Origin of the sequence: Enterococcus villorum, assembly GCF_007990225.1 — a bacterium.
In the GTDB taxonomy this organism is placed as follows: domain Bacteria; phylum Bacillota; class Bacilli; order Lactobacillales; family Enterococcaceae; genus Enterococcus_B; species Enterococcus_B villorum.
This window is the reverse complement of the sequence record NZ_BJWF01000022.1, coordinates 16,148-37,521: the sequence shown is the minus strand read 5'-3', so window position 1 is coordinate 37,521 and position 21,374 is coordinate 16,148. Positions and strand designations below refer to the sequence as shown.

General features: G+C 34.5%; 21 protein-coding genes and 1 pseudogene. 19 read left to right on the top strand and 3 right to left on the bottom strand.

Going from position 1 to position 21,374, the window contains the following annotated elements; translation table 11 throughout:
• The 5 genes and pseudogenes from EVI01_RS08740 to EVI01_RS08725 all read left to right on the top strand — a co-directional run.
• Positions 1-2,132: BspA family leucine-rich repeat surface protein (locus EVI01_RS08740; protein WP_186808773.1), on the top strand; the 2,132-nt coding region annotated here is incomplete at its 5' end.
• 396 nt (positions 2,133-2,528) lie between these two features.
• Positions 2,529-2,702: pseudogene (locus tag EVI01_RS14275) on the top strand (helix-turn-helix domain-containing protein); the annotation flags it as partial.
• Between the two features lie 9 nt (positions 2,703-2,711).
• Positions 2,712-2,945, top strand: a complete 234-nt coding sequence (locus tag EVI01_RS14110) for a hypothetical protein (protein WP_261766391.1) — start codon at positions 2,712-2,714, stop codon at positions 2,943-2,945.
• Between the two features lie 80 nt (positions 2,946-3,025).
• Positions 3,026-3,685, top strand: coding sequence for a hypothetical protein (locus tag EVI01_RS08730; RefSeq protein WP_010751278.1), 660 nt, complete (start codon positions 3,026-3,028; stop codon positions 3,683-3,685).
• 275 nt (positions 3,686-3,960) lie between these two features.
• Positions 3,961-4,689, top strand: a complete 729-nt coding sequence (locus EVI01_RS08725; RefSeq protein WP_010751277.1) for an alpha/beta hydrolase — start codon at positions 3,961-3,963, stop codon at positions 4,687-4,689.
• Between the two features lie 144 nt (positions 4,690-4,833).
• Here the strand turns inward: EVI01_RS08725 and EVI01_RS08720 are convergent, their stop codons facing one another.
• Positions 4,834-5,052 (bottom strand): ferredoxin, encoded by a 219-nt coding sequence (locus tag EVI01_RS08720; RefSeq protein WP_010751276.1) that lies wholly within the window; start codon positions 5,050-5,052, stop codon positions 4,834-4,836.
• Between the two features lie 30 nt (positions 5,053-5,082).
• On the opposite strand from EVI01_RS08720, the gene EVI01_RS08715 reads away from it, so the two are divergent.
• The 7 genes from EVI01_RS08715 to hbs all read left to right on the top strand — a co-directional run bounded on the left by EVI01_RS08715 (position 5,083) and on the right by hbs (position 12,499).
• The gene (locus EVI01_RS08715) at positions 5,083-6,111 is read left to right on the top strand and encodes a helix-turn-helix domain-containing protein (RefSeq protein WP_010751275.1); all 1,029 of its coding nucleotides are present in this window, start codon (positions 5,083-5,085) and stop codon (positions 6,109-6,111) included.
• Positions 6,098-7,486, top strand: a complete 1,389-nt coding sequence (locus EVI01_RS08710) for a RecQ family ATP-dependent DNA helicase (RefSeq protein WP_174270066.1) — start codon at positions 6,098-6,100, stop codon at positions 7,484-7,486. Before EVI01_RS08715 ends, EVI01_RS08710 begins: the two co-directional genes overlap by 14 nt.
• An 84-nt stretch (positions 7,487-7,570) precedes the next feature.
• Positions 7,571-8,206 (top strand): SAG1386/EF1546 family surface-associated protein, encoded by a 636-nt coding sequence (locus tag EVI01_RS08705; RefSeq protein WP_010751273.1) that lies wholly within the window; start codon positions 7,571-7,573, stop codon positions 8,204-8,206.
• Between the two features lie 46 nt (positions 8,207-8,252).
• Positions 8,253-8,930 carry a (d)CMP kinase gene (cmk, locus tag EVI01_RS08700; protein WP_010751272.1) on the top strand — a complete coding sequence of 226 codons (678 nt, stop codon included), beginning with the start codon at positions 8,253-8,255 and terminating at the stop codon, positions 8,928-8,930.
• 135 nt (positions 8,931-9,065) lie between these two features.
• Entirely contained in the window at positions 9,066-10,298 is a 1,233-nt protein-coding gene (gene rpsA / locus EVI01_RS08695) for a 30S ribosomal protein S1 (RefSeq protein WP_010751271.1), read from the top strand.
• Positions 10,299-10,668: 370 nt separating this feature from the next.
• On the top strand, positions 10,669-11,979 hold the full coding sequence (der, locus tag EVI01_RS08690) for a ribosome biogenesis GTPase Der (RefSeq protein ID WP_010751270.1): 1,311 nt from the start codon (positions 10,669-10,671) through the stop codon (positions 11,977-11,979).
• Positions 11,980-12,223: 244 nt separating this feature from the next.
• Positions 12,224-12,499 (top strand): non-specific DNA-binding protein Hbs, encoded by a 276-nt coding sequence (hbs, locus tag EVI01_RS08685; RefSeq protein ID WP_002290178.1) that lies wholly within the window; start codon positions 12,224-12,226, stop codon positions 12,497-12,499.
• Between the two features lie 142 nt (positions 12,500-12,641).
• Here hbs and EVI01_RS08680 read toward each other — a convergent pair whose 3' ends face one another.
• Complete coding sequence (locus EVI01_RS08680; protein WP_010751269.1) at positions 12,642-14,393, bottom strand: putative glycosyltransferase family protein; 1,752 nt, start codon at positions 14,391-14,393, stop codon at positions 12,642-12,644.
• Positions 14,394-14,666: 273 nt separating this feature from the next.
• On the opposite strand from EVI01_RS08680, the gene EVI01_RS08675 reads away from it, so the two are divergent.
• The 3 genes from EVI01_RS08675 to EVI01_RS08665 are packed head-to-tail and all read left to right on the top strand — an operon-like array spanning position 14,667 to position 17,557.
• The gene (locus EVI01_RS08675) at positions 14,667-15,713 is read left to right on the top strand and encodes a hypothetical protein (RefSeq protein ID WP_010751268.1); all 1,047 of its coding nucleotides are present in this window, start codon (positions 14,667-14,669) and stop codon (positions 15,711-15,713) included.
• The gene (locus tag EVI01_RS08670) at positions 15,714-16,973 is read left to right on the top strand and encodes a tetratricopeptide repeat protein (RefSeq protein WP_010751267.1); all 1,260 of its coding nucleotides are present in this window, start codon (positions 15,714-15,716) and stop codon (positions 16,971-16,973) included.
• A 5-nt stretch (positions 16,974-16,978) separates the two neighbouring features.
• On the top strand, positions 16,979-17,557 hold the full coding sequence (locus EVI01_RS08665; RefSeq protein ID WP_010751266.1) for a ReoY family proteolytic degradation factor: 579 nt from the start codon (positions 16,979-16,981) through the stop codon (positions 17,555-17,557).
• A gap of 73 nt (positions 17,558-17,630) precedes the next feature.
• On the opposite strand, the gene EVI01_RS08660 is transcribed toward EVI01_RS08665, so the two are convergent.
• Positions 17,631-18,494, bottom strand: a complete 864-nt coding sequence (locus tag EVI01_RS08660) for a YitT family protein (protein WP_035007727.1) — start codon at positions 18,492-18,494, stop codon at positions 17,631-17,633.
• A gap of 173 nt (positions 18,495-18,667) precedes the next feature.
• On the opposite strand from EVI01_RS08660, the gene EVI01_RS08655 reads away from it, so the two are divergent.
• The 4 genes from EVI01_RS08655 to EVI01_RS08640 all read left to right on the top strand — a co-directional run bounded on the left by EVI01_RS08655 (position 18,668) and on the right by EVI01_RS08640 (position 21,368).
• Entirely contained in the window at positions 18,668-18,997 is a 330-nt protein-coding gene (locus EVI01_RS08655) for a nucleotide pyrophosphohydrolase (RefSeq protein WP_010751264.1), read from the top strand.
• A gap of 25 nt (positions 18,998-19,022) precedes the next feature.
• Complete coding sequence (locus tag EVI01_RS08650) at positions 19,023-20,231, top strand: CCA tRNA nucleotidyltransferase (protein ID WP_010751263.1); 1,209 nt, start codon at positions 19,023-19,025, stop codon at positions 20,229-20,231.
• A 160-nt stretch (positions 20,232-20,391) separates the two neighbouring features.
• Positions 20,392-20,847: a hypothetical protein gene (locus tag EVI01_RS08645; RefSeq protein WP_010751262.1), complete on the top strand. Its 456-nt coding sequence runs from the start codon at positions 20,392-20,394 to the stop codon at positions 20,845-20,847.
• A gap of 245 nt (positions 20,848-21,092) precedes the next feature.
• A complete protein-coding gene (locus EVI01_RS08640; protein ID WP_010751261.1) occupies positions 21,093-21,368 on the top strand; it encodes a hypothetical protein in 276 nt (91 codons plus the stop codon).
• Positions 21,369-21,374: the final 6 nt, after the last annotated feature.

The window sequence follows — 21,374 nt, the reverse complement described above, 5'->3', positions numbered from 1 at the left end:
GAATAAATGAAGAAAAACAAAGTGATATACAAAATGAACATGACATTGCCTCAGGAACTTTAGGTTCAAGTAAGTGGCGAATTGATAGTGATGGGGTTTTGTATATTGGTGGCGGGGATTTCTACCTGCCAACAGGGTTTTCTCCTTGGGACTCTTATAAGAATGTAATTAACAAAATTGTTTTCGAAGATGTTGTTCAAGCTTCTGGCGTTTTGAATTCTTTTTTTGTAAATTTATCAAAGGTGCAAAGTATTGAGAATTTTCATTTATTTGACACTAGTAGGGTTCATATGGTAAATGCCATGTTTGAAAATATGTTTGATTTAACGAGTTTAGATTTAAGCAACTTCGATACTAGTCGTGTCACTAGTATGAATTTGATATTTAGCTTTACGAGTAGATTAACGACCTTGGATCTTAGTAACTTTGATACAAGTGCTGTAACAGATATGAGAGGAATGTTTGTAAGAACAGGCGCCACTACTTTAGATCTTAGTAGTTTTGATACGAGAGCTGTGACTGATATGGGCATGATGTTTTACGGAATTAAAGCGCCGACTTTAGATGTCAGTCATTTTAATACGAGTGCAGTGCTGGATATGTCAGGTATGTTTTTGGATGCAAATGAGTTAACGACGCTAGATATTCGCAATTTTGATACAAGTGCTGTGACAGATATGTCAAATATGTTTTCAGGAACAAGAGCATTAACGACGCTAGATGTTCGTAATTTTAATACAAGTTCTGTGACAAATATGACAAGTATGTTTTCAGGAACAAGAGCATTAACGAAGCTAGATCTTAGTAACTTTGATACAAGTTCTGTGACAAATATGTCAGGTATGTTTTCAGGAGCAAGTGCATTAACAACGTTAGATCTTCGTGATTTTGATACGAGTGCTGTGACAAATATGTCATTTATGTTTTCAGGAGCAAAAGCATTAAAGACATTAGATCTTCGTAACTTTGATACAAGTGCTGTAACAAATATGTCCAATATGTTTTTAGGTATTACTGCCTTGTCTTCACTGACATTAGGGCCTGACTTTCATTTTCATTCGGATGCTGGACTCCCTGAAATAGAGGCAAATGATATGTATACAGGTTATTGGCAAAATATTGGGAAAGGGACAGCTAAAAATCCACAAGGAGAATATGTATTTACCTCTGCTGAATTAATGGATCAATATGACGGAACAAAGATGGCTGATACTTTTGTCTGGCAACCACGCCACCCTATTCCTGCGAAATATGTGTTAGATGGCGAAAATGTTGTCATAAATATCAAAGACATTGATGAAAATTTAGATATTTTGTCTTTAGCCAATGTTACTGCCGTAAATGAAAATGACGATACTGAAATCGTAACACCAATTATTTTAGAAAATAATATTGATAAAGACAAGGCCGGTGTATATGAGGTTTATTTTGGAATCGAAAATGATAATACTGTTCAAAAAAAGATTAAAGTATTTGTAGTAGATGATTCCACGATCATTGATGCAGATTATATTGTCTATGCTAATGACTTTGACTTTAATTTTACTGAAAGAAAAAATTTAACAGAAAAATTAGTTAAGCAATTAGGCCATATTCAGGCATTTGAAATTTCAACTGGTAACCCATTACATGAATATGTACACATAGATACAAACGATCTTTCAGTGATTCATGAAATGGATAAGCCTCAAGTTTGTTTAATAAATTTACAGTTAGACACAGAGACAAGAAAAATCCTCCAAGGAACAATTCGTGTCAATTTAGTAGATGACAGAGGAAATGACAGTATCAATGGTGAAGAGAACGATCCAACAAAAGACGATCCGACAAAAGATGATATGGGAAAAGACGACACAACAAAAGAAGATCCAACAGAAGACGACATAACAAAAGACAACACAGTTTCCACAGCAATTAAAGAAAAACAAACAGAAGAATCTACGATAGCTGATAAGGAAACACTTTCTTCAAAAGAAAAGAATAATGAAAAAGAGAATCCAAAAAATAATCTCCCGAAAACTAATGAACAAACCATTCATCCATTCTTAGGGCTCCCTTTCTTATTCGGTAGTTTGATCCTATATTTTTGGAAAAAACGACAAAAATTTACGGATCACAAAAGAGCAAAATAAAATTATTTAAATAATTTTTGTAACAAAAACCAGGAAAACTGTATGATGTTCTCTTTGAAAATCAACTGAAGGTAGATGAAAGTCGTTTCTATGTCCTTTCATCTGCCTTCAGTTTTTGTTCGATAATTAAAATTTTGGATAATACTATCGAAGCATTGCAACCATCGATGGCAAAATTAAAAAAGGAGTAGGGTTCTTTTAAAATCTTCTTGTTTGTAACTAGGATGACCAAAAAATAAGATATAATAATTATGAGCAAGATACATAATATTATAGCAAGCCTTGCTTGCATTGATGATTGAAAGAAAATAGCAAAATGTACTTGCTATTTAATCAGAAAAGTTTGTTTCATACTAATTGTAAGGAGATGATAAATTAGAAGAGTTTAACGAACGTTTGAAAGCGCATAGAATAAAACAAAATCTAACTCAGCAAGAGTTGGCTGATAAATTATTTGTCAGTAGACAAGCTGTTTCAAATTGGGAAAATAATAAAAATTTTCCAGATTTGAAATCAATTGTTCTTTTGAGTGAGATACTGGAGGTTTCATTAGATGATTTCTTGAAAGGAGAGAAGGATTTGGTTAAACAGCTAGAAAAAGAATTGAAGGAAATAAATTCTATCCATTTTATGGGAATTATTATTCTGTCGATTGTAGCATTTTTAGTACCTGTCGGAGGGATCGTACGTTCGTTTTTAATTTTGAAAAACTATCGTAAAGCAAATTATCCTTATTGGATAAAATGTGTGGCGGTCATTGCAATGATTTTTCAATTATTAACGATAGTAATAATTATTGAATATGATAGGTAAAGAAATACTTGCTTGAATATTTTTAACTATATGGTGAATAATTTTCTTGTAACAAAAAATTTAAACGAGGAGTGTTTATATTGAAAAAGAAAATTTATAGCCTTATTATCTTTTTCATTGGTTTATTTATTGCTGTACCTAGTGTTAATGCTACAATAGAAAAAAATCTCCTACCCACCTCATTTGCTTCTTTAGATGAGAATGGATTGAATGCGCTTTCTACGAAGCTTTCAGTTACGGTTGAAGAGTTAAAAAATTTAGAAAATAATGTTGAATTAGCAATGCATCATCTTGAAAAACAAAATGCTAAAAATTTTAACCATGCCAATCACCAAATTGTTCCTGTTAGTAAAAATTTATATTTAGAAACATCCCTTGAAGAAGAGACTAGGTCAGCTATGTTACGTGCAACATATAATCGCACAATAACAAGTACACTAAAATTGAAAAACCTACTGGGACACACTATTGTCACTTTAAAAGGAGTTGGTGTTTTTCAGACAAATGGTTCATCATCAAAACCGATTGATGCATATGGAAGCTATAGTGGAATACTATGGTCTTTATCTTCAAAAAGTGCTTCAAAAGGAGCTACAGCGTATAACTCACATGTAAGAGTAAATTTTAAAGGTAGTTTGAATATTGGCATTAGTAGTGTTAGTGTAACAATTCAATCTTTTAATAAGAGCGCGATTATTTATTGCAACGCTAATGGAGGATATACTCATTCTTGGAATTAAAAGAAGTCAATTGTATTCATTAGTGATTGCTAACATTCGATGTTTATAAAAAATAAGAATGAAAAGGTAGCATGTAATGTAAAATGCAGTTAGTCCACATAAAAGAATTGAGAAATTTATTCGATACCTCAGAGAAATTTATTCTCTGGGGTTTTTCTGCTGGAATGAAAAATGATTGCATATCCTATTTTAGGTAAAAGGGTTGCAATTTTCCCCTATTTTATTTAGTGTAGCTATATAAACAGTCTAGTATTGGCTAAGAAAAGGTGAGCGTTATGAAGATATTTAAACGGATAGTGATTGGTATAATTATTTTTTTAGGAATAGCAGGGGGGGCAGGCTATTATTATTTGCAACAAAGTACTTATGAGCCTTCAACACAGGCCACAAAAGTTTTCCAACAAGGAAAAGATAAAGGAGATTATTTACTCTTTGAAGCAAAGAGTAAAAATACACATCCCTTAATTATTTTTTATCCTGGTGCTTTAGTTGAACCAGCAAGTTATAGCATCTGGGCGGAACAATTAGCACAAAATGGTTACTCTGTGGCAATCGCTAAAATGCCTCTTGATTTGGCTATTCTTAGTGGAAACAAAGCGGATAAAATTAGAGAAAATTTTTCTAATCAAGATTATGTGATCGGTGGACATTCATTAGGAGGCGTCATGGCCAGTCGATACGCAAATAGCCATTCGACGGATAAACAGCTAAAGGGAATCTTTTTTTTAGCTAGCTATCCAGACAAAAAAGGGACATTGTCGAAATCAACTTTACCAGTTTTAAGTTTAACTGCTTCAAATGACAAAGTGTTGAATCAGGAAGCTTATCAATCCGCCAAAGAATATTTACCTAAGCAAACAGAATATGTTTCGATAGCCGGTGGGAACCACGGTGGTTTTGGTAGCTATGGTGAACAAAAAGGGGACGGTAAAGCAGAAATTACGAATGAAGACCAACAAACAGCAATTGTGAACACCTTGTTAAATTGGTTGAATAAAGATTGATCAGTTTTTTCGAAAATAGAGGAAGAAATATAATCTATAAACAAAAAAAGATGTTTCTTCCTCGTACGCTACATTAACTTCAAATCTTTAGCGTTTTTTTTAGTACTCCCATGTTAATAAAGTGTTCAACTCAAAACACTTGATTCATGACTTTTCTAATAAAATCGCTCTTACTGGACATTTTTGATAGGCTTTTTGAACATTTCTTTCTTCTGCTTTAGCGACAAACTGTTGCTGCGCTTCTGGTTCTTGAGCAAACAAAACAATTCCTTCTTCATCATAATCGAAGATATCTGGTGCTTCAATTTGACAAAGACCACAAGCAATACAGCGTTCAGGAACTAATTTACATAGTAGTGACATTTTAACCATCCTATTCTTAAGGGGAGTAATATGACTGAATTTATTTTATCTTTATTTTCTACGAGAAACAAGTTGAGACTCAGCACTTTATACCAAGTTCTTTCTGGTAAACATACGAGTTCAGTATTGATCTATGGTTTTTTGAATGATCTTCTATTTGTCCATGGCAGTTTTCCTAAATTGACTCAAGAAGAATTTATGAAAGTGATGGATCAATTAGTGAATGAAAAACGGCTCATTGTAACAGAAAATCAAGCAATGGTTACTTCTTTAGGTAAAAAGAAATTAGCCACAATGGACATAGCATTTGAGGGGCTTCACTATGATCGGTATGGTCGAACGGACGGTACTTGTTGGCGATTGATCAAATTTGCTATCCAAGTTGTCTCTAATTTAAAAAGCAATAATTCTGACTACATACCTATAGAAACAAGCCCCTATTATACCATTCAAGTCAAACGGTGGTTAGCAGTTAATCATTTTGATCGAGTAACCTTATCAAAAAGAATCAGTCAAGAGCTTAATGAACTGTTTTCTGCTATGCCAGAAGAAGACGCTAATTTTCTAGCCAATCAGTTTTCTGGAGCACACATGGCTGGATTATTGTCATACCAATTAACAGCCATTAGCGATGAAGTTCAACTTCGTTTATATGAAGCTGAAAGGATCCATTTATTGTTACAAAAAATAGAAGAAAAACCAACCTTCTTGCTCTATCGTCTGATACACCCATTGCTGATTCAGAATTTTAATCAAAGTATGTTAACAACAAGAAAGTTAGTTTTAGAAGGGTATACTTTTGATGAAGTTATGAAGATTCGTAAATTAAAAAAAGGAACGATAACGGATCATTTGATCGAATGGCAACTTTATTTTACTGACTTTCCTTATGAAACAATGATCTCAAAAAAAACGTTGGAACAATTAAGTCAATTGCCCAATATACGCACTTGGAACTACCGTGAATTAAATGAAAAAATGCCTTTAGATTACGGTGAATTTCGCTTTTATCAAATTGGGGTCCTGAAAGGAGAGCTCACTGATGATGCTCAAGAATGAATTACAAAAACGTTTTGGATTTACTTCATTTCGACCAGGGCAAGAAAAAATTATCCATACTTTATTAAAAGGACAAGATGTTTTAGCAGTCCTACCTACGGGAAACGGAAAAAGTCTTTGTTATCAGTTAACTGGTTATTTGCAAGAAGGTCTGGTGCTTGTTGTTTCACCATTGTTATCACTGATGGAAGATCAAGTGATGCAGTTACAAAAACAAGGAGAAAAGCGAGTAGTTGCTTATAATAGCTTGCTTTCTAAAATAGAAAAATATTATGTTTTGAATCATTTATCTGATTACAAGTTTTTATTTGTAAGTCCAGAAATGTTAACTCAAAAAGATTTATTAGAACAGCTACAAAAACAAAAAATTGGCTTGTATGTGATTGACGAAGCGCACTGTGTCTCGCAGTGGGGCATTGATTTTCGCCCTGAATACCAACAATTAGGAGAGATCGGACACTATTTGGGATCACCTGTAACGCTTGCTTTAACAGCAACAGCAACGAATGCTGTACAACAAGATATCCAAAAAGTGCTATTTAAAGAACCGCCAGTTCTTGTGGTGCAATCAGTCAATCGATCAAATATTGCCTTATACGTAAAAAAAACAATGAACAAAGAAGAAGAATTAGAACGATTGATGAGGCAAGCAAATGGTTCAATGATCATTTATTGTGCGACTAAAAAAGAAGTGGAGCGATTATATCAATCTTTTCGTTCACGTTTTACTGTAGGTTTTTATCATGGCGGACTAGAAGCGTCTCAAAGGCGACAGCTTCAACAGCAATTCAGCCAAAATAAATTGCAGTTTTTGATTGCAACGAATGCATTTGGTATGGGGATTGATAAACCGGATATCCGTTATGTCGTCCACTATGATTTACCGAATAGTCTTGAAAATTATATGCAAGAAATTGGTCGGGCAGGTAGAGATCAACAACCAAGTGAAGCAGTTCTATTGTATAAAGAAAAAGATGAACGCATTCATTATTTTTTTAATCAACTCTCAAGAGAACAACGTCAAAGCTTTGAAGTTTTTTTACAATATCATGAAGAAAATGTTGAGCCATTTGAGGAGATCCAACAAAAATGGTTAGACGTAATCAAAAAATCAAATAATTCCAACGAGTGGTTAAATCGTCTGAAATTACAAGAAAGAGAAAAAGAATATCGACTGCAACAAATGCTTCGTTATATTCATGAGCATACCTGTCGAAGAACGATGATCCTTGAATATTTCGGAGAAAAGCAAGTAGACAAGCCCAAAAAATGTTGTGACGTTGATGGAGCTAGTCTAACAATACAAGTTTATGGTAATGCTAGACAAGTGAATCAGTCAAAAAATTGGCAAGATATTTTACTAAATTTATTTTAAAAAAACATAGGATAACAATTTTTTAAGACAATAGAGTTCTGGCTATGGTATAATATTTACGATAGAAATTAGGAGGTAAATAAGGTGAGCAGAAAAGATAGACATCAATCATCAGAAAATAACGAAACACAAGAACCTTGGGAACAACCGATTTATGATACAGAAGACGAAGTTTCTTCAAGAAGTTCCCAACGTCAACAAAAGAAAGGCAACACATTATTTTTGTCTCTCTTTTTAGTATTATTAGTATTATGTATTGCAATCCCAGCAGGCGCTTATTTTTGGATTAGAAATGGTTCAGCAAATAGTGCGTCAAGTTCTACATCAACAACTACTACTTCTTCTGTTGTTGAAAGTACGTCTTCAACAAAAGATTCATCAGCGAAAGAATCAAGTACTGAGGCTGAAAGTACAGTGGAATCTCAATCAGTGGTAGAAAGTACGCCATCAAGCTCAATTGTTCAAGAGGAAACAACACCATCTTCTTCATCTATTTATCAACAAGAAACACAGCCAACAAGCAGTGTGGATGAAGCAACAACACCAACATCTTCAGCGGCAACAACTGGTGATGGTACGACTGTAACTGTACAAGCCGGTGATGGACCTAAACAAGTAGCCGAACGAGCAGGTATCACGATTGATCAACTATTTGAATTGAACGGGATGGATCCAAATAATTATATGCTCTATCCTGGACAACAACTAAGAGTTAAATAATTTTAGCCGCTGACTGCGGCTTTTTTTTTGAAAAGGGAGTTATATCATGACACAAATCAGTATAGCAATTGACGGCCCTGCTTCGTCGGGAAAAAGTACTGTTGCAAAAATTTTGGCAAAAGAATTTAATTATATTTATACGGATACAGGGGCTATGTACCGTGCAATTACGTATTTAGCGATCAAACATCATGTAGCATTTACGGATGAAGAAGGGTTAGTAAAGTTGATCCATCATTATCCACTGTCATTTGTTCAAAAACCAGAAGGTCAACATGTTTTGGTAGCTGACCAAGATGTGACGGAAGAAATTCGTCAGCCAAATGTCACTCAAGCAGTCTCTGAAGTGTCTGCCCATCAAAAAGTGCGAGAAGCACTTGTTTCAATCCAACGCAAAATCGGTGAAAACGGTGGCGTTGTGATGGATGGAAGAGATATCGGTACCGCTGTTTTACCAAATGCAGAAGTAAAAATATTTTTAGTTGCTAGTGTGACAGAGCGAGCGCAACGAAGGTATAAAGAAAATATTGAAAAAGGAATCCCTACAGTTTTAGAAACACTCACGCAAGAGATTCAAGCGAGAGATCACTATGATTCAATTAGAAAAGTTTCTCCTTTAAAACAGGCAGAAGATGCCATTCGAATTGATACAACTGGAAAATCAATTTCAGAAGTTGTCCAATCGATTAAAGAAGTGATAAAAGAAAAAGGATATCTTTTATAAAAAATGCCGAAAGTACTGAAATCATGGTATTTTTGGGGGAAGCCAAACGAAATCGCTTTATTTTTTTTTAATAATCTATTAAACTTAAAATAGTACCGTGGTTACGGCAGAATGTTGGTTAGGAGGACAAATGTTATGACAGAATTTGAACAAAATCAAGCAGAGAATAGTCAATCAATGGAAGAGGCAATAAATAGCGTCCAAGAAGTAAATGTTGGGGACGTTGTGACCGGTGAGGTTCTAGTGATTGAAGATAAACAAGTGATTGTAGGCATTGAAGGCGCCGGAGTAGAAGGCGTTGTTCCTGCTAAGGAATTATCTACTTCACCTGTTGAAGATATCAACGAAGTGGTAAAAGTGGGTGATGTCCTAGAACTTGTTGTGATCAGTACAATTGGTAAAGACAAAGAAAACGGCAGCTATTTGCTTTCAAAACGTCGTTTAGATGCAAAAAAAGTTTGGGAAAACATTGAAAAAGATTTCCAAGCAGGTAACGTGATTGAAGCACCAGTAACAAGTGTAGTCAAAGGTGGTTTAGTCGTTGATTTAGGTGTTCGTGGATTTGTACCTGCTTCAATGGTTGAAGATCATTTTGTTGCTGATTTTTCAGAGTATAAAGGCCAAACATTGACACTTAAAATCGTTGAAATCGAACCTTCAGAAAATCGCTTAATTCTTTCGCATAAAGCAGTAGTTGAAAACGAAAAAGAAGAAAAGAAAAAAGCCATTTTTGCGAATATCCACGAGGGCGATGAAATCGAGGGACGTGTGGCACGTATTACTGATTTTGGTGCTTTTGTTGATATAGGTGGGATTGATGGACTAGTCCATGTTTCTGAAATTTCTCATAGTCATGTAGCTAAACCTGGTGATGTATTAGCGGTTGGGGATGAAGTGAAGGTAAAAGTTCTTTCAATTAATCCTGAACAAGAACGTGTCTCTCTATCCATTAAAGATACATTGCCTGGACCGTGGGCTGATATTGAAGAAAAAGCGCCTGTAGGTTCAGTTTTAGATGGCAAAGTAAGACGTTTGACTAGTTTCGGAGCGTTTGTGGAATTATTCCCAGGAGTGGAAGGACTTGTTCACATTTCACAAATCTCACACAAACATATTGCTACTCCACATGAAGTACTTCATGAAGGAGACGAAGTAAAAGTAAAAGTTTTAGAAGTCAATCCTGAGAACCATCGTATCGCACTTAGCATTAAGGCATTGGAAGAAAAACCTGCTTCTGAAGAAGAGCCAAAAGATGTAGAAACGTATGAATTACCAGAAGAGAATACTGGTTTCACTATGGGCGACATTTTAGGTGAGGCTCTAAAAGAAGAAGTAAAAGATACAACAACAGACGATTCAGAGAATTAAGCACACGACCCAAGTTTCTTTTCTCAAATAGTACAATCCGCAAGAAGATCAATCAAAGCTAATGACTTTGATTGATTTTTTATGTTTTTGACTCTCGAAATCTTATTTACTAGAAGAAACAATAGAAAGGCCTCTTTTTTCAGAGGTTAATATTTATAGAATAATGGACAGCTGAAAAATAATTGAGAAATAGGTCAAAATAAACAGATGAAAAATTTATAAGTGAAGGATTTCCTGATTGCTTATTATAAAAAAGGTTGAATGGAGCAATTTATGAAAATACTTAAGTAAATTTAACGAACAATGCTTGAAACTTAGCAAAGCATTCGTTACACTAAGTAAGATTGGAAACTTGTGAGGAGGAAAAAATATGGCAAATCCAACAATTGCAATCGTTGGCCGCCCGAACGTCGGTAAGTCTACGATTTTTAACCGCATCGCTGGCGAGCGTATTTCGATTGTCGAAGATACTCCAGGGGTAACTCGCGATCGTATTTATGCTAAAGGTGAATGGTTAGGTCGAGAATTTAGTGTGATCGATACAGGTGGGATTGATTTAGGCGATGAACCATTTATGGATCAAATCAAGCATCAAGCAGAAATCGCGATTGAAGAAGCAGATGTAATCATTTGTGTCGTTAGCGGACGTGAAGGAATCACCGATGCAGATGAAGTCGTAGCAAAAATATTGTATCGTAGCAATAAACCTGTCATTTTAGCAGTGAATAAAGTGGATAATCCTGAGATGAGAAATGACATCTATGAGTTTTATTCTTTAGGTTTAGGAGATCCCTACCCAGTTTCTGGTAGCCATGGGTTAGGAATTGGAGACATTTTGGATGAAGCAATCAAATTCTTCAAAAACGATGGAGAAGAAGAAGAGGATGATACGATTAAATTTAGTTTGATTGGTCGTCCTAATGTCGGTAAATCTTCTTTAATCAACGCGATTTTAGGAGAAGAACGTGTGATTGTTTCTGATATCGAAGGAACGACACGTGATGCGATTGATACCCATTTTGTTTCTGATAACGGACAAAAGTTCTTGATGATCGATACTGCTGGTATGAGAAAACGAGGCAAAGTGTATGAGAATACAGAAAAGTATAGTGTCATGCGTGCAATGCGTGCGATTGATCGCTCCGATATTGTTTTAATGGTTCTGAATGCAGAAGAAGGTATTCGTGAACAAGACAAGCGCGTAGCAGGCTATGCGCATGAAGCTGGTCGTGGGGTAATTATCGTTGTCAACAAATGGGATCTTGTTAAAAAAGAAACAAATACCATGCGTGATTTTGAGAAAGAAATACGTGAAGAATTTCGCTATTTAGACTACGCACCGATCATTTTTGTTTCTGCAGTAACGAAACAACGTTTAGAACGTTTACCTGAAATGATTGAAGAAGTAAGCATGAATCAAAACTTGCGAGTGTCATCAGCTGTCTTGAATGATATTATTATGGACGCTGTAGCAATCAATCCAACGCCAACTGACAAAGGCAAACGCTTGAAGATTTTCTATGCCACACAAGTAGCGGTAAAACCACCGACCTTTGTTGTTTTCGTTAATGAAGAAGAATTGATGCATTTTTCTTATGAACGATTCTTAGAAAATCAAATCCGAAAAGCGTTCACTTTTGAAGGAACATCGATCCGAATCATTCCAAGAAGAAGAAAATAGGCATTTTACCACATCGGTAGAAATTTTTCAAAAAAAATAGTTGGTTTTTATTATTACGTTTTTATGACTAAAAAAAGCATGGAAAAAATGGTAAAAACCTTGCTATTAAGCGGTTTATATGATATCGTGATAACAGAATATTGAACTTGATCAATATTTCTTTTAAACTTCTGGACCACTCAGAACGTTTTTAACTAAATTGATGTTTTACATCATATCTCTTGTGGAGGAGGTGAATCTATCCATGGCAAACAAAGCAGAATTAATCGAAAAAGTTGCTTCAGCTACTGATTTAACTAAAAAAGATGCAACTGCAGCAGTAGATGCTGTATTTTCAACTATCCAAGATGCTTTAGCTAACGGCGAAAAAGTTCAATTAATCGGTTTTGGTAACTTCGAAGTTCGCGAACGTGCAGCTCGTAAAGGACGTAACCCACAAACTGGTGAAGAAATCGAAATCCCAGCTAGCAAAGTACCTGCATTCAAACCAGGTAAAGCATTAAAAGATGCTGTTAAATAAGACAGCTAAAAAGCGCTTGTAGCTCTAAAGCTACAGGCGCTTTTTGTATTCCTTAAGAACTTGTAAATAAGGGAGAAAATCATATTTGTCTTAAATACTTTGTTAAAGTCTGTTTTATTGACTACGCATCTTATTATTTAGATCATTTTTTTAAAATTGAAGATATTTTTTCTGTTTGATAAAAGATGCGATATTTAATGCTATAAAAAGAAATGATTATTATAAATGTTAAGATTCGAATAACGAAAGACATCCTGAACAAGATATTTGGTTGATAACCGATAACGACTTCGTTTTTTCCTACTTTTGGTGAAATCTCTAAAGCGCCGATTGGTGTAAGAGAATACTGGATTTCATTCTTTGATTTTCCATTAACATCGATAGTAGTATTTATATATATAATAACAGGTAAAGTGACTTTCTCGGTATTTTCTGAAGCAAAAATCAGATGAATCCTTCCTTGTTTATCAATTTTCTTTTTAAGAGAAATTTTATTATTAAGCACCTCATTATTGTATAGTTTATAGGGATTTTCTATTTTTGTCGCATAAGTAGGTAAATAATCAGCCATCGGTTTTTTGTGTATTTTCAAGGCCTCAGATAAGTCGCTATTTCCTCCAAATTTCTGACGAATCTTAGTCGCATTTGTTTCTAGTGTTTGAGCAGCGTTCGTATCTTTTGATAGCGGGGCATCACTATTCCAAATATTTGCCGTGTTCATTATTAATTGATGCCCACCAGTAAGATTTAACAAAGAAAAAGTGAGTAGGATAGGAATAAGTGTAAACATAGTATTCTTTTTTAAAGCAAGTATCACTGTTTGAATCGTAAAAGACCATCCTAATAGTAATAAAATACAAGCAATACAGCCTAATCTTTGAGGAAACTGCATTTTTTGAATGAAAGCAAAATGATTGCCTAGGTCATTCCATGGAAAGTACTTAGAAGAGACAAATAGAAAAAGTAATCCGACAATATTTACTACTTTTTCTAACAAACTAATTCTACTAAAATTTAGGCAAGTGTTCACAAGTTGGAAAATGAAGATGATAGAAAGAATCAATCCAAAATTAGTCCAACTTATAGCACCAAAAGAAAGTGAAGTACTATTTGATAACAAATCGGTAACAGGATATGGAGAAATTAAGGTATCTTTAGACAAATCAAAAAAAGCAGCAAATGTATTGAAAGAAAGACCAATCGTGATCAATACAGCGAATAAAGCATCTTTTATCATAGCTACTTTTTTATTGCATCGAATAAAACCTACTAGGAAAAATGGAAATAGTGCGACCACAGCTAGCAATGTTGAGAACATATGAACAGATAAAATGACAGAAATTATTCCACCTAAAATAGCTGGTTGGATTGGTTTTTCTTTATTATTTACCATTCTTACAGCGGGAATGAAAACAAGTGGTAAAAAAGCAGCTCCCCAACCAGAAAAGTTTTGTGCAAGGGAATAAAAAAAGATGGTAGGGGTTCCCATATACAAGATAGCTGTTCCTACTGCCACTTTTTGTTCTAATTTGCAATAACGACTGAGAAAGTACATAGACATTCCAGCAGCAAAATAACATAAGAAATTAGAAACAAGTTGAAACCTGAACCAGTTTTTTAATATAAGGAGTAAAAATCCACTCAAATAAGCAAAATCAGTTCCATAAAGAGCATTAATTACTCGACCAGATTGTTCAAAACCATAAATGGATTGAAAGTAATTAAACGTCCCATTTTTTATTTGCATCGCCGTCTCATAGAAGCGATTCATGTGAAAGACCCAATCATTTGAGACAATCAGTGCATGTCTATAAATCTGAGGGGAGATCATAAAAAAACTACATAATGAGATAATGAGAACTGCTAGACTTAAATTTTTACCTTGTTTTGACAAAAAACATCCTCCTTTTTATTCTTATCATTAGCTTGAATAGCAACTTTATTCTGATATGTTTAAATATTAAACTTCGTAAAAAAGAATAGCAGTTGTATCAATTTTTACTAAAGAACCTTTCATTAATGAACATCATTTTTCATTACATATCGCATATAGTATAACATGAATGAAATTACAGTTGTTATTATTAGGTAACCCATATTAGACAATTAGCCTATCTTTTTTCGTTTTTTCAAACTAATGATAAAATAAAGAAAAGGGGGGGAACTTGTGGAACTTGATTATCAGATAGTAGATGAAAAAACAAAAATCTATTATGGCGAAACGTTAGTGAGTCAGTTAAAAATGAGAACAATTGAGCAACCTATATTATTTTTAACAAATCAGCGATACTATGATTTGTTCGCTGAGAAAATCAATCAACAATTCCTTAATCCCAGAGAAATTGATTGGTATATCTGTGCGAATACACAATGCAATCATCTGACAGAATTAAGTAATTTAGTTACATTTGCCAAGCGGTATCCTAAAAATCAGTCCTTTATTATCATTGGGTTTGGAAATGAAGGTGTGATGGATTTAGCTGGTTTTTTCCAAAAGCATACCTCACTTACAGCAAAATTATGGTTGATACCAGTATCTATCCGCTCAATGGCACGTGCATTGACACAGCAACGAATGATTCTGCAACTTCCGAACCAAGTCGTTTTACAAACAGATAATCTTCCAGATAGGATCGTATATGATCAAACAATCAGTGAAAAACAAGTGGAGGGGAAACAAATTGATTTCTTGATATTCATTTGTTGTGGCATAGTCTGTGATTATCGTTTTTTACAAAATCTATATAAAAATTATCCCACCTCGCATCAATTAGCTCACCGTCCTTTTACCGGTATGTTGGAAGAAATGATAGCTTTTTACCAAGTTGATGCTGAAAATCTTTCAAATTATGGTAAACTATTTGAACAAGCTTTTTATTTAACAGAAAATGGGCATGTGTTATCCGCTAGTATGAAGAGACTATTAGGAATCTTGTTTCATCTTGTATGGAATACGGAAATAATGAACATGTCTTTTCAATTAAAAAATTTTTTTATCTGGTTGACCCATCTAAATTATCCGATTGAGTGGCCTGACCATTTGTCAAAAAGCGATTATTTAGAAAATGTCTTGCATCTGGCCAAAAAAAGCAAAAAAATTCTTGTTTTGAAAAAAATTGGTATAATAGAAAAATACCAATCACCAAATGAGCAAGAATTAGTACAAACAATGACATCTTATGAAAAGATTATTAGTGAGATTAGAGGAATGTAAATGAATACAAATAGCGAAAAAATGTTGCAAGCACTATCCGAAGAAGATTTAGCACAAGCACAAATCTATCTGGAAAAGGCTTTAAAAGAAGATCCCGCCGATGTATTGGCTGAATTAGGTGAAGAGTTGCTAGCGATTGGCTTTTTAGAAGAGGCAAAGCAAATTTTTAAACAATTATTAACGCAATATCCAGAAAATGATGAACTGTTTATCCCTTTAGCAGAAATTGCCATTGAAGATAATGAAATAGATCAAGCTTTTGAATATCTAGAAAACATTTCAAAAGAAAGTGATTACTATCCGCAAGCTTTGTTAGCGATTGCGGATTTATACCAAGTCATCGGTATTCCTGAAGTGAGTGAAGCGAAATTAAAAGAAGCAGCTACGTTATTGCCGGATGAACCACTGATCCAATTTGCTTTAGCGGAACTTTTCTTTTCGGTCGATCGTTTTGCCGAAGCAGCAACAATTTATGAAAAATTATTAGCAAGTAATATTAAAGAGGTTTCTGGTATTTCAATGCAAGAACGTTTTGGACAATCTTTGAGTATGCAAGGAAATTTTGAAGCAGCTATCGAACCATTGGAACAAGCCTTGGAAGAAGATCGCACCGATGATCGTTTATTTCAATTAGCTTTTACCTACCTTCAATTGAAAGAAAATGAAAAAGCCATCTATTATCTACAAGAATTACGTGAAATGAATCCGCAATATCAATCACTCTATCTTTATTTAGGGCAAGCTTTACAGGAAGAAGAGTTGGTTGAAGAATCTCAAAAAGTTCTAGAAGAAGGAATCAAAGAAAATCCATATCAAGTTGAGTTGTATCATTTGGCTTCTGAAAATGCTTATCGTCTGCATGACAAGGAAAAAGCAGAAAAACTTTTACTAGAAGCGTTAAAATTAGGAGAAAAACAAGATGAAACGTTATTGACATTAAGTAATCTATACTTGGATCAAGAACGTTACGAAGATGTCATTCGTGTGGTCAATCAAATGGAAGAAACAGCTAATCCCTATGCACAATGGAATTTGGCACATGCCTACAATGAATTGGAAGAATACGTGATGGCGGCTGCTCATTATGAACAAGCTTCTCACGAACTAGAACACGAACCTGATTTTCTAAAAGAATATGCATTTTTCTTACGAGAAGAAGGACAATTAAATAAAACAAAAGAATTACTTACACGTTATTTGAAACTTGAACCTGGAGATTTGGAGGCACTGTCAGTATTAGACGACCTAGTAGAGAGGTGAGTAAAATGCTAATAGACGTAAAAGAAAAAAAGAATTTTTTAACTTGGATGGTCAATCATATTTCTTTTAGCCGTAGAGAAGTTTTTTGGATTTTAAATTACCTTGCCAATCATGAAGCTATATTAAACAATGTCCATTTCATTGAAGGAGCAAATCAAGCAAATCGAGGGTTGCAGATCAGTGATTTATCTTTTGAAGGGGAGCCAATGAAATTATTCTTAGAGGGAAAAGAATTTACTGATACCGATCAAATTTTCCATGAAATACGTTTGAATTGGAAACGACCTTTATATGTAGAATGTTTGTTTGAAAATGCTTGGCAAACGAAAGAATATCTAACAGTCTTAGAAGAAAATCCATTTGCTTCTTGGGATGATTCCATCAGCGAAGAAGATACGGAAATCATTGAACTTTACTTCCGTCAAAAAGAACAAGAGACACGCTTAAATTTACTTTATGCACAGATTGACCAGGCACTTGAAAAAGGCGACAAGAATGCTTTTCTCCAACTATCTGATGAAGTGAATCGCCTAATCTTGAAATATGAACATGAAAAGATGGGGCAAATAGAACATCAAAGCTGAAAACAAAAATCGCGTGATAAAAACAGGTAAATCTGTTTTGTCACGTGATTTTTTGAGCTTGAAAAACAAGTAATCAACTTACTTTTTTCAAAAATTTTGTCTGTGGTTTGAGGTAAGTAAATCCTTCTCCTTCGACTTCGTGGACATTGATGATAGAGATAAAGGCTTTCTCATCTAACTCATGGACGATTCGTTTGACTTCATTTAGCTCACTTGAACTAACAACCATATAGATAATTTTCTTTGAATAACCAGAAAAACCGCCTTCACCTGATAAGAAGGTGACACCACGTTCAAGCTCTGCCATCAGTAAAGGTGCAATTTCTTCGCTTTTGTTTGAGACCACTAAGACTCCTTTAGCTGAATAACCACCATCTAAGATCGAATCAATGACACGACTGAAAACATAAGACACGATTAAAGTGTACATCATTCGTTTTAAGTCAATATAAGAAAGGGAAGCCAATAGAACAACTACATCTAGTGCTAAAAGCGAACGTCCCATAGAAATACCGTAATTTTTTTCTAAGATGCGTGCAATGATATCACTCCCGCCAGTTGTTCCTCCCATTCGATAAACCAGTCCACTGCCTATTCCTGCGATTAATCCGGCAAGTAAAGAGACAATCAACAAATCATGTTGCAAATTGATCTGTAACGGTATGCGTTGCCAGATCCACAAAAAAGCAGAAAGAGAAATTGTCCCTAAAACCGTATAGGCAAAAGAACGCTTACCGAGGATTTTTCCGCCAAGTAAAATTAAAGGGATATTGATCAATAAGGTAGAATAAGCAGGATCAATGCCAAACAAGGCACGCAAAATTAAAGTAATCCCTGAAACACCACCTTCTGCTAAATGATTGGCAATATTTAAATAAACAAGACCAAAAGCATAAATACTTGTACCAACAATAATTAAAGCTACTTCTTTTATCATTTTGAGTGGAAACACGTTATCCCTCCTTTGTTGTATGAGTGTTTTATTGAAAAAAGTTCCGTCTTTTATATTGCTTTACATAATGTAGCATGGAATATTCTTTTTCTCAATCGCTCTTGCCTAGGATTTACCAATAATTTTTGGTAATATAAAAGAGGAAAGGTGGAAAAGAAATGACAAAAGAACGTTCTTTAAGAAGCATGCAAAAAGAAGTAGATGATTATATCCAACAGTTTAAAGTAGGGTATTTTTCTCCATTAGCGCAAATGGCTCGATTAACAGAAGAAGTCGGTGAATTGGCTAGAGAGGTTAATCATACATATGGAGAAAAAAGTAAAAAAGCAACTGAACCTAAAAATTCTGTGGCAGAAGAACTAGGGGATGTTTTATTTGTTGCAATGATCATGGCTAACTCGCTAGAAATTGATTTAACAGAAGTGTTTGAAAAAAATATGGAAAAGTTTAACCAAAGGGATCACGATCGCTTTGAAAGAAGAGAATAAGTCGCATAATGGAAGTAGGAAAAAAATGAAATTAAAGAAGTTACCACAAGAATATGAAAAAGCGATTCCAGTCTTAAATAAGTTAGAACAGGCAGGGTATGAAGCTTATTTTGTTGGTGGAAGTGTCAGGGATATTCTTTTAAATCAGGAAATCCATGATGTGGATATTGCCACTAGTGCATTTCCAGAAGAAATCAAAAAACTTTTTCCAAAAACGATTGATATTGGCATCGAACACGGAACTGTCTTAGTGCTGGTTGACGAGGAGCAATATGAAATCACAACATTTCGTACCGAATCTACCTACCAAGATTATCGACGTCCAGATCATGTGGAGTTTGTGCGTTCATTGGAAGAAGACTTAAAAAGACGTGATTTTACAATTAATGCCTTTGCTTTAAAAGAAGATGGTCAGATTATTGATCTTTTCGACGGGCTAGCAGACTTAGAAAATCACATTCTTCGGGCGGTGGGAGACCCACAGGAACGTTTCCATGAAGATGCCTTACGAATGATGCGAGGCATTCGTTTTGTCAGTCAATTAGGATTTAAGTTAGAACAAGAAACAGCAGAGGCAATAGAAATGAATCATTCATTATTAGGTAAAATTTCGGTAGAGCGAATCAATGTGGAATTTATTAAAATGTTGTTAGGAAAAGAGCGTTCCGCAGGCTTAAAAACGTTCGTTGAGACCAAATGTTATATTTATTGTCCTGGTTTAAGAGATTATGGAGAAGCATTATTACGTTTTTCTGATCTGTCAAATAAACCATTGAAATCAGAAGCCCAAGCATGGGCACTACTAATAGATCAATTAGCACTACAAGAAAGTCAAATTCGGGTTTTTTTAAAAGAGTGGAAATGCTCCAATCAAATGATCAAAGAAGTACAATTGATCGTTCATGGATTGAATCTGCGAAAAAAACAGCAATTGAGCGCTCTGGATTTGTATCAGTTAGGTAAAGAGGCTTCATTGAAGGTAGAAGAATTAATGGTTTACTTTGGAGAGGTTCCTCAGTTAAGAGAAGTATCAGAAAAGTATGATCAACTCTGTATTAAATCGATGAGAGAATTAGCGATTGACGGCAAACTGCTCCTTGCTGAAAGTAGCAAGCCACCGGGGAAATGGATGAGCGATGCTCTGCAGTTTGCTGAGCAAGCAGTGATTGAAGGAAAAGTAGCAAATAAAGCGAATGAATTGTTCTTCTTTTTAAAGCAGAATAATGTTTTATGATTTTTTATCAATTGTATTTTTTGAACAAATACATCCTGCCAATAGAAAATGTTTTGGCAGGATGTAGGATGATTAAAAAACATTAAAAGTGACCTTTAGACCTAATTTATGCTAAACTAAAAAGGAACTAGAATAAAGACGTCAAAAAGGAGATTTTTTTATGAGTAAAGAAATGACAGCGCTAAAATTTTATTTCCGAAACGGCGAAACTTGGACAATTAATCGTCGACATATCGGTGATTTATGGATTAAACAAATTACCACTAGTTTTGGTCGTATTAATGGTAGTGAATTTATGGAAATTCATCCATGTGCTGGTTTTAAAATCGAAATTTTTCATGAAGGAGATTCCGTAGCTACCCACGATATTAATTTGGGTGGACTAGAAATGGGGATGTTTAACCGTGCATTGAAATATGAAGACATTGAACGTATGGAAATCCTTTATCGTAATGGTACACCAGACCTTGTTTATTTCCCTTATCTTGATAAAGGAACAGAAGGCTTGGACAATCAATACCAGTCGACTAAAATCAGTGAAAAAACTGGGAACTTATATATTGTCATCAATCCAGATCAACGGGTAGAAGATATTTATGGTGAATTTTTCGAATAGATAAAATTTAAGATAATGTTAAGAAAGGAGCGTCTATTTTTATTTCCGCTCCTTTTTTAGCTTTTTTTGGTACTTGATATTTTTCGGATTTTGGAATAGAATGAGTTTCTGAAATTTAAGCAAACTTATCTCTCTTTGTAGGTCTCTATACTTATGTAAAAATTGCTACACTTAACATAAGAAGAGGTTTCATCGAGCACTGTTTTGGGACGATTGACGAAGTTTGCGTATAGGAGATCTGAAAAATGAGAAAGAGTTTTGATGAACAAAAGAAACTGTTGCATGATCGCTATGGTGAGTTTTCTATGGAAGACCGTCGCCAAATACTTTGTAAACTACGTAGAAGAAATATTCTCATGTTTCGTCAACTTGAACGGTTAAAACATGATCTGCTTCGCTTAGAGTCGAAACGAGTACAGTGTGAATTAGAAGGGAATGCTGTTCAAGCAGAAGTAGTAGAAAATAAAATATTGAAAAAGAAAGAGCAATTTCTAAAGGTACTCGCTCAAAATAAAAAATAAAGGAGA

Bases quoted from the DNA above. Each gene is read 5' to 3' on its own strand.
- cmk (WP_010751272.1), top strand. From the start codon at position 8,253: ATGACACAAATCAGTATAGCAATTGACGGCCCTGCTTCGTCGGGAAAA.
- EVI01_RS08715 (WP_010751275.1), top strand. From the start codon at position 5,083: ATGACTGAATTTATTTTATCTTTATTTTCTACGAGAAACAAGTTGAGA.
- hbs (WP_002290178.1), top strand. From the start codon at position 12,224: ATGGCAAACAAAGCAGAATTAATCGAAAAAGTTGCTTCAGCTACTGAT.
- EVI01_RS08650 (WP_010751263.1), top strand. From the start codon at position 19,023: ATGAAATTAAAGAAGTTACCACAAGAATATGAAAAAGCGATTCCAGTC.
- der (WP_010751270.1), top strand. From the start codon at position 10,669: ATGGCAAATCCAACAATTGCAATCGTTGGCCGCCCGAACGTCGGTAAG.
- rpsA (WP_010751271.1), top strand. From the start codon at position 9,066: ATGACAGAATTTGAACAAAATCAAGCAGAGAATAGTCAATCAATGGAA.
- EVI01_RS08660 (WP_035007727.1), bottom strand. From the start codon at position 18,494: ATGATAAAAGAAGTAGCTTTAATTATTGTTGGTACAAGTATTTATGCT.
- EVI01_RS08720 (WP_010751276.1), bottom strand. From the start codon at position 5,052: ATGTCACTACTATGTAAATTAGTTCCTGAACGCTGTATTGCTTGTGGT.
- EVI01_RS08710 (WP_174270066.1), top strand. From the start codon at position 6,098: ATGCTCAAGAATGAATTACAAAAACGTTTTGGATTTACTTCATTTCGA.
- EVI01_RS08655 (WP_010751264.1), top strand. From the start codon at position 18,668: ATGACAAAAGAACGTTCTTTAAGAAGCATGCAAAAAGAAGTAGATGAT.
- EVI01_RS08645 (WP_010751262.1), top strand. From the start codon at position 20,392: ATGAGTAAAGAAATGACAGCGCTAAAATTTTATTTCCGAAACGGCGAA.
- EVI01_RS08670 (WP_010751267.1), top strand. From the start codon at position 15,714: ATGAATACAAATAGCGAAAAAATGTTGCAAGCACTATCCGAAGAAGAT.
- EVI01_RS08725 (WP_010751277.1), top strand. From the start codon at position 3,961: ATGAAGATATTTAAACGGATAGTGATTGGTATAATTATTTTTTTAGGA.
- EVI01_RS08640 (WP_010751261.1), top strand. From the start codon at position 21,093: ATGAGAAAGAGTTTTGATGAACAAAAGAAACTGTTGCATGATCGCTAT.
- EVI01_RS08665 (WP_010751266.1), top strand. From the start codon at position 16,979: ATGCTAATAGACGTAAAAGAAAAAAAGAATTTTTTAACTTGGATGGTC.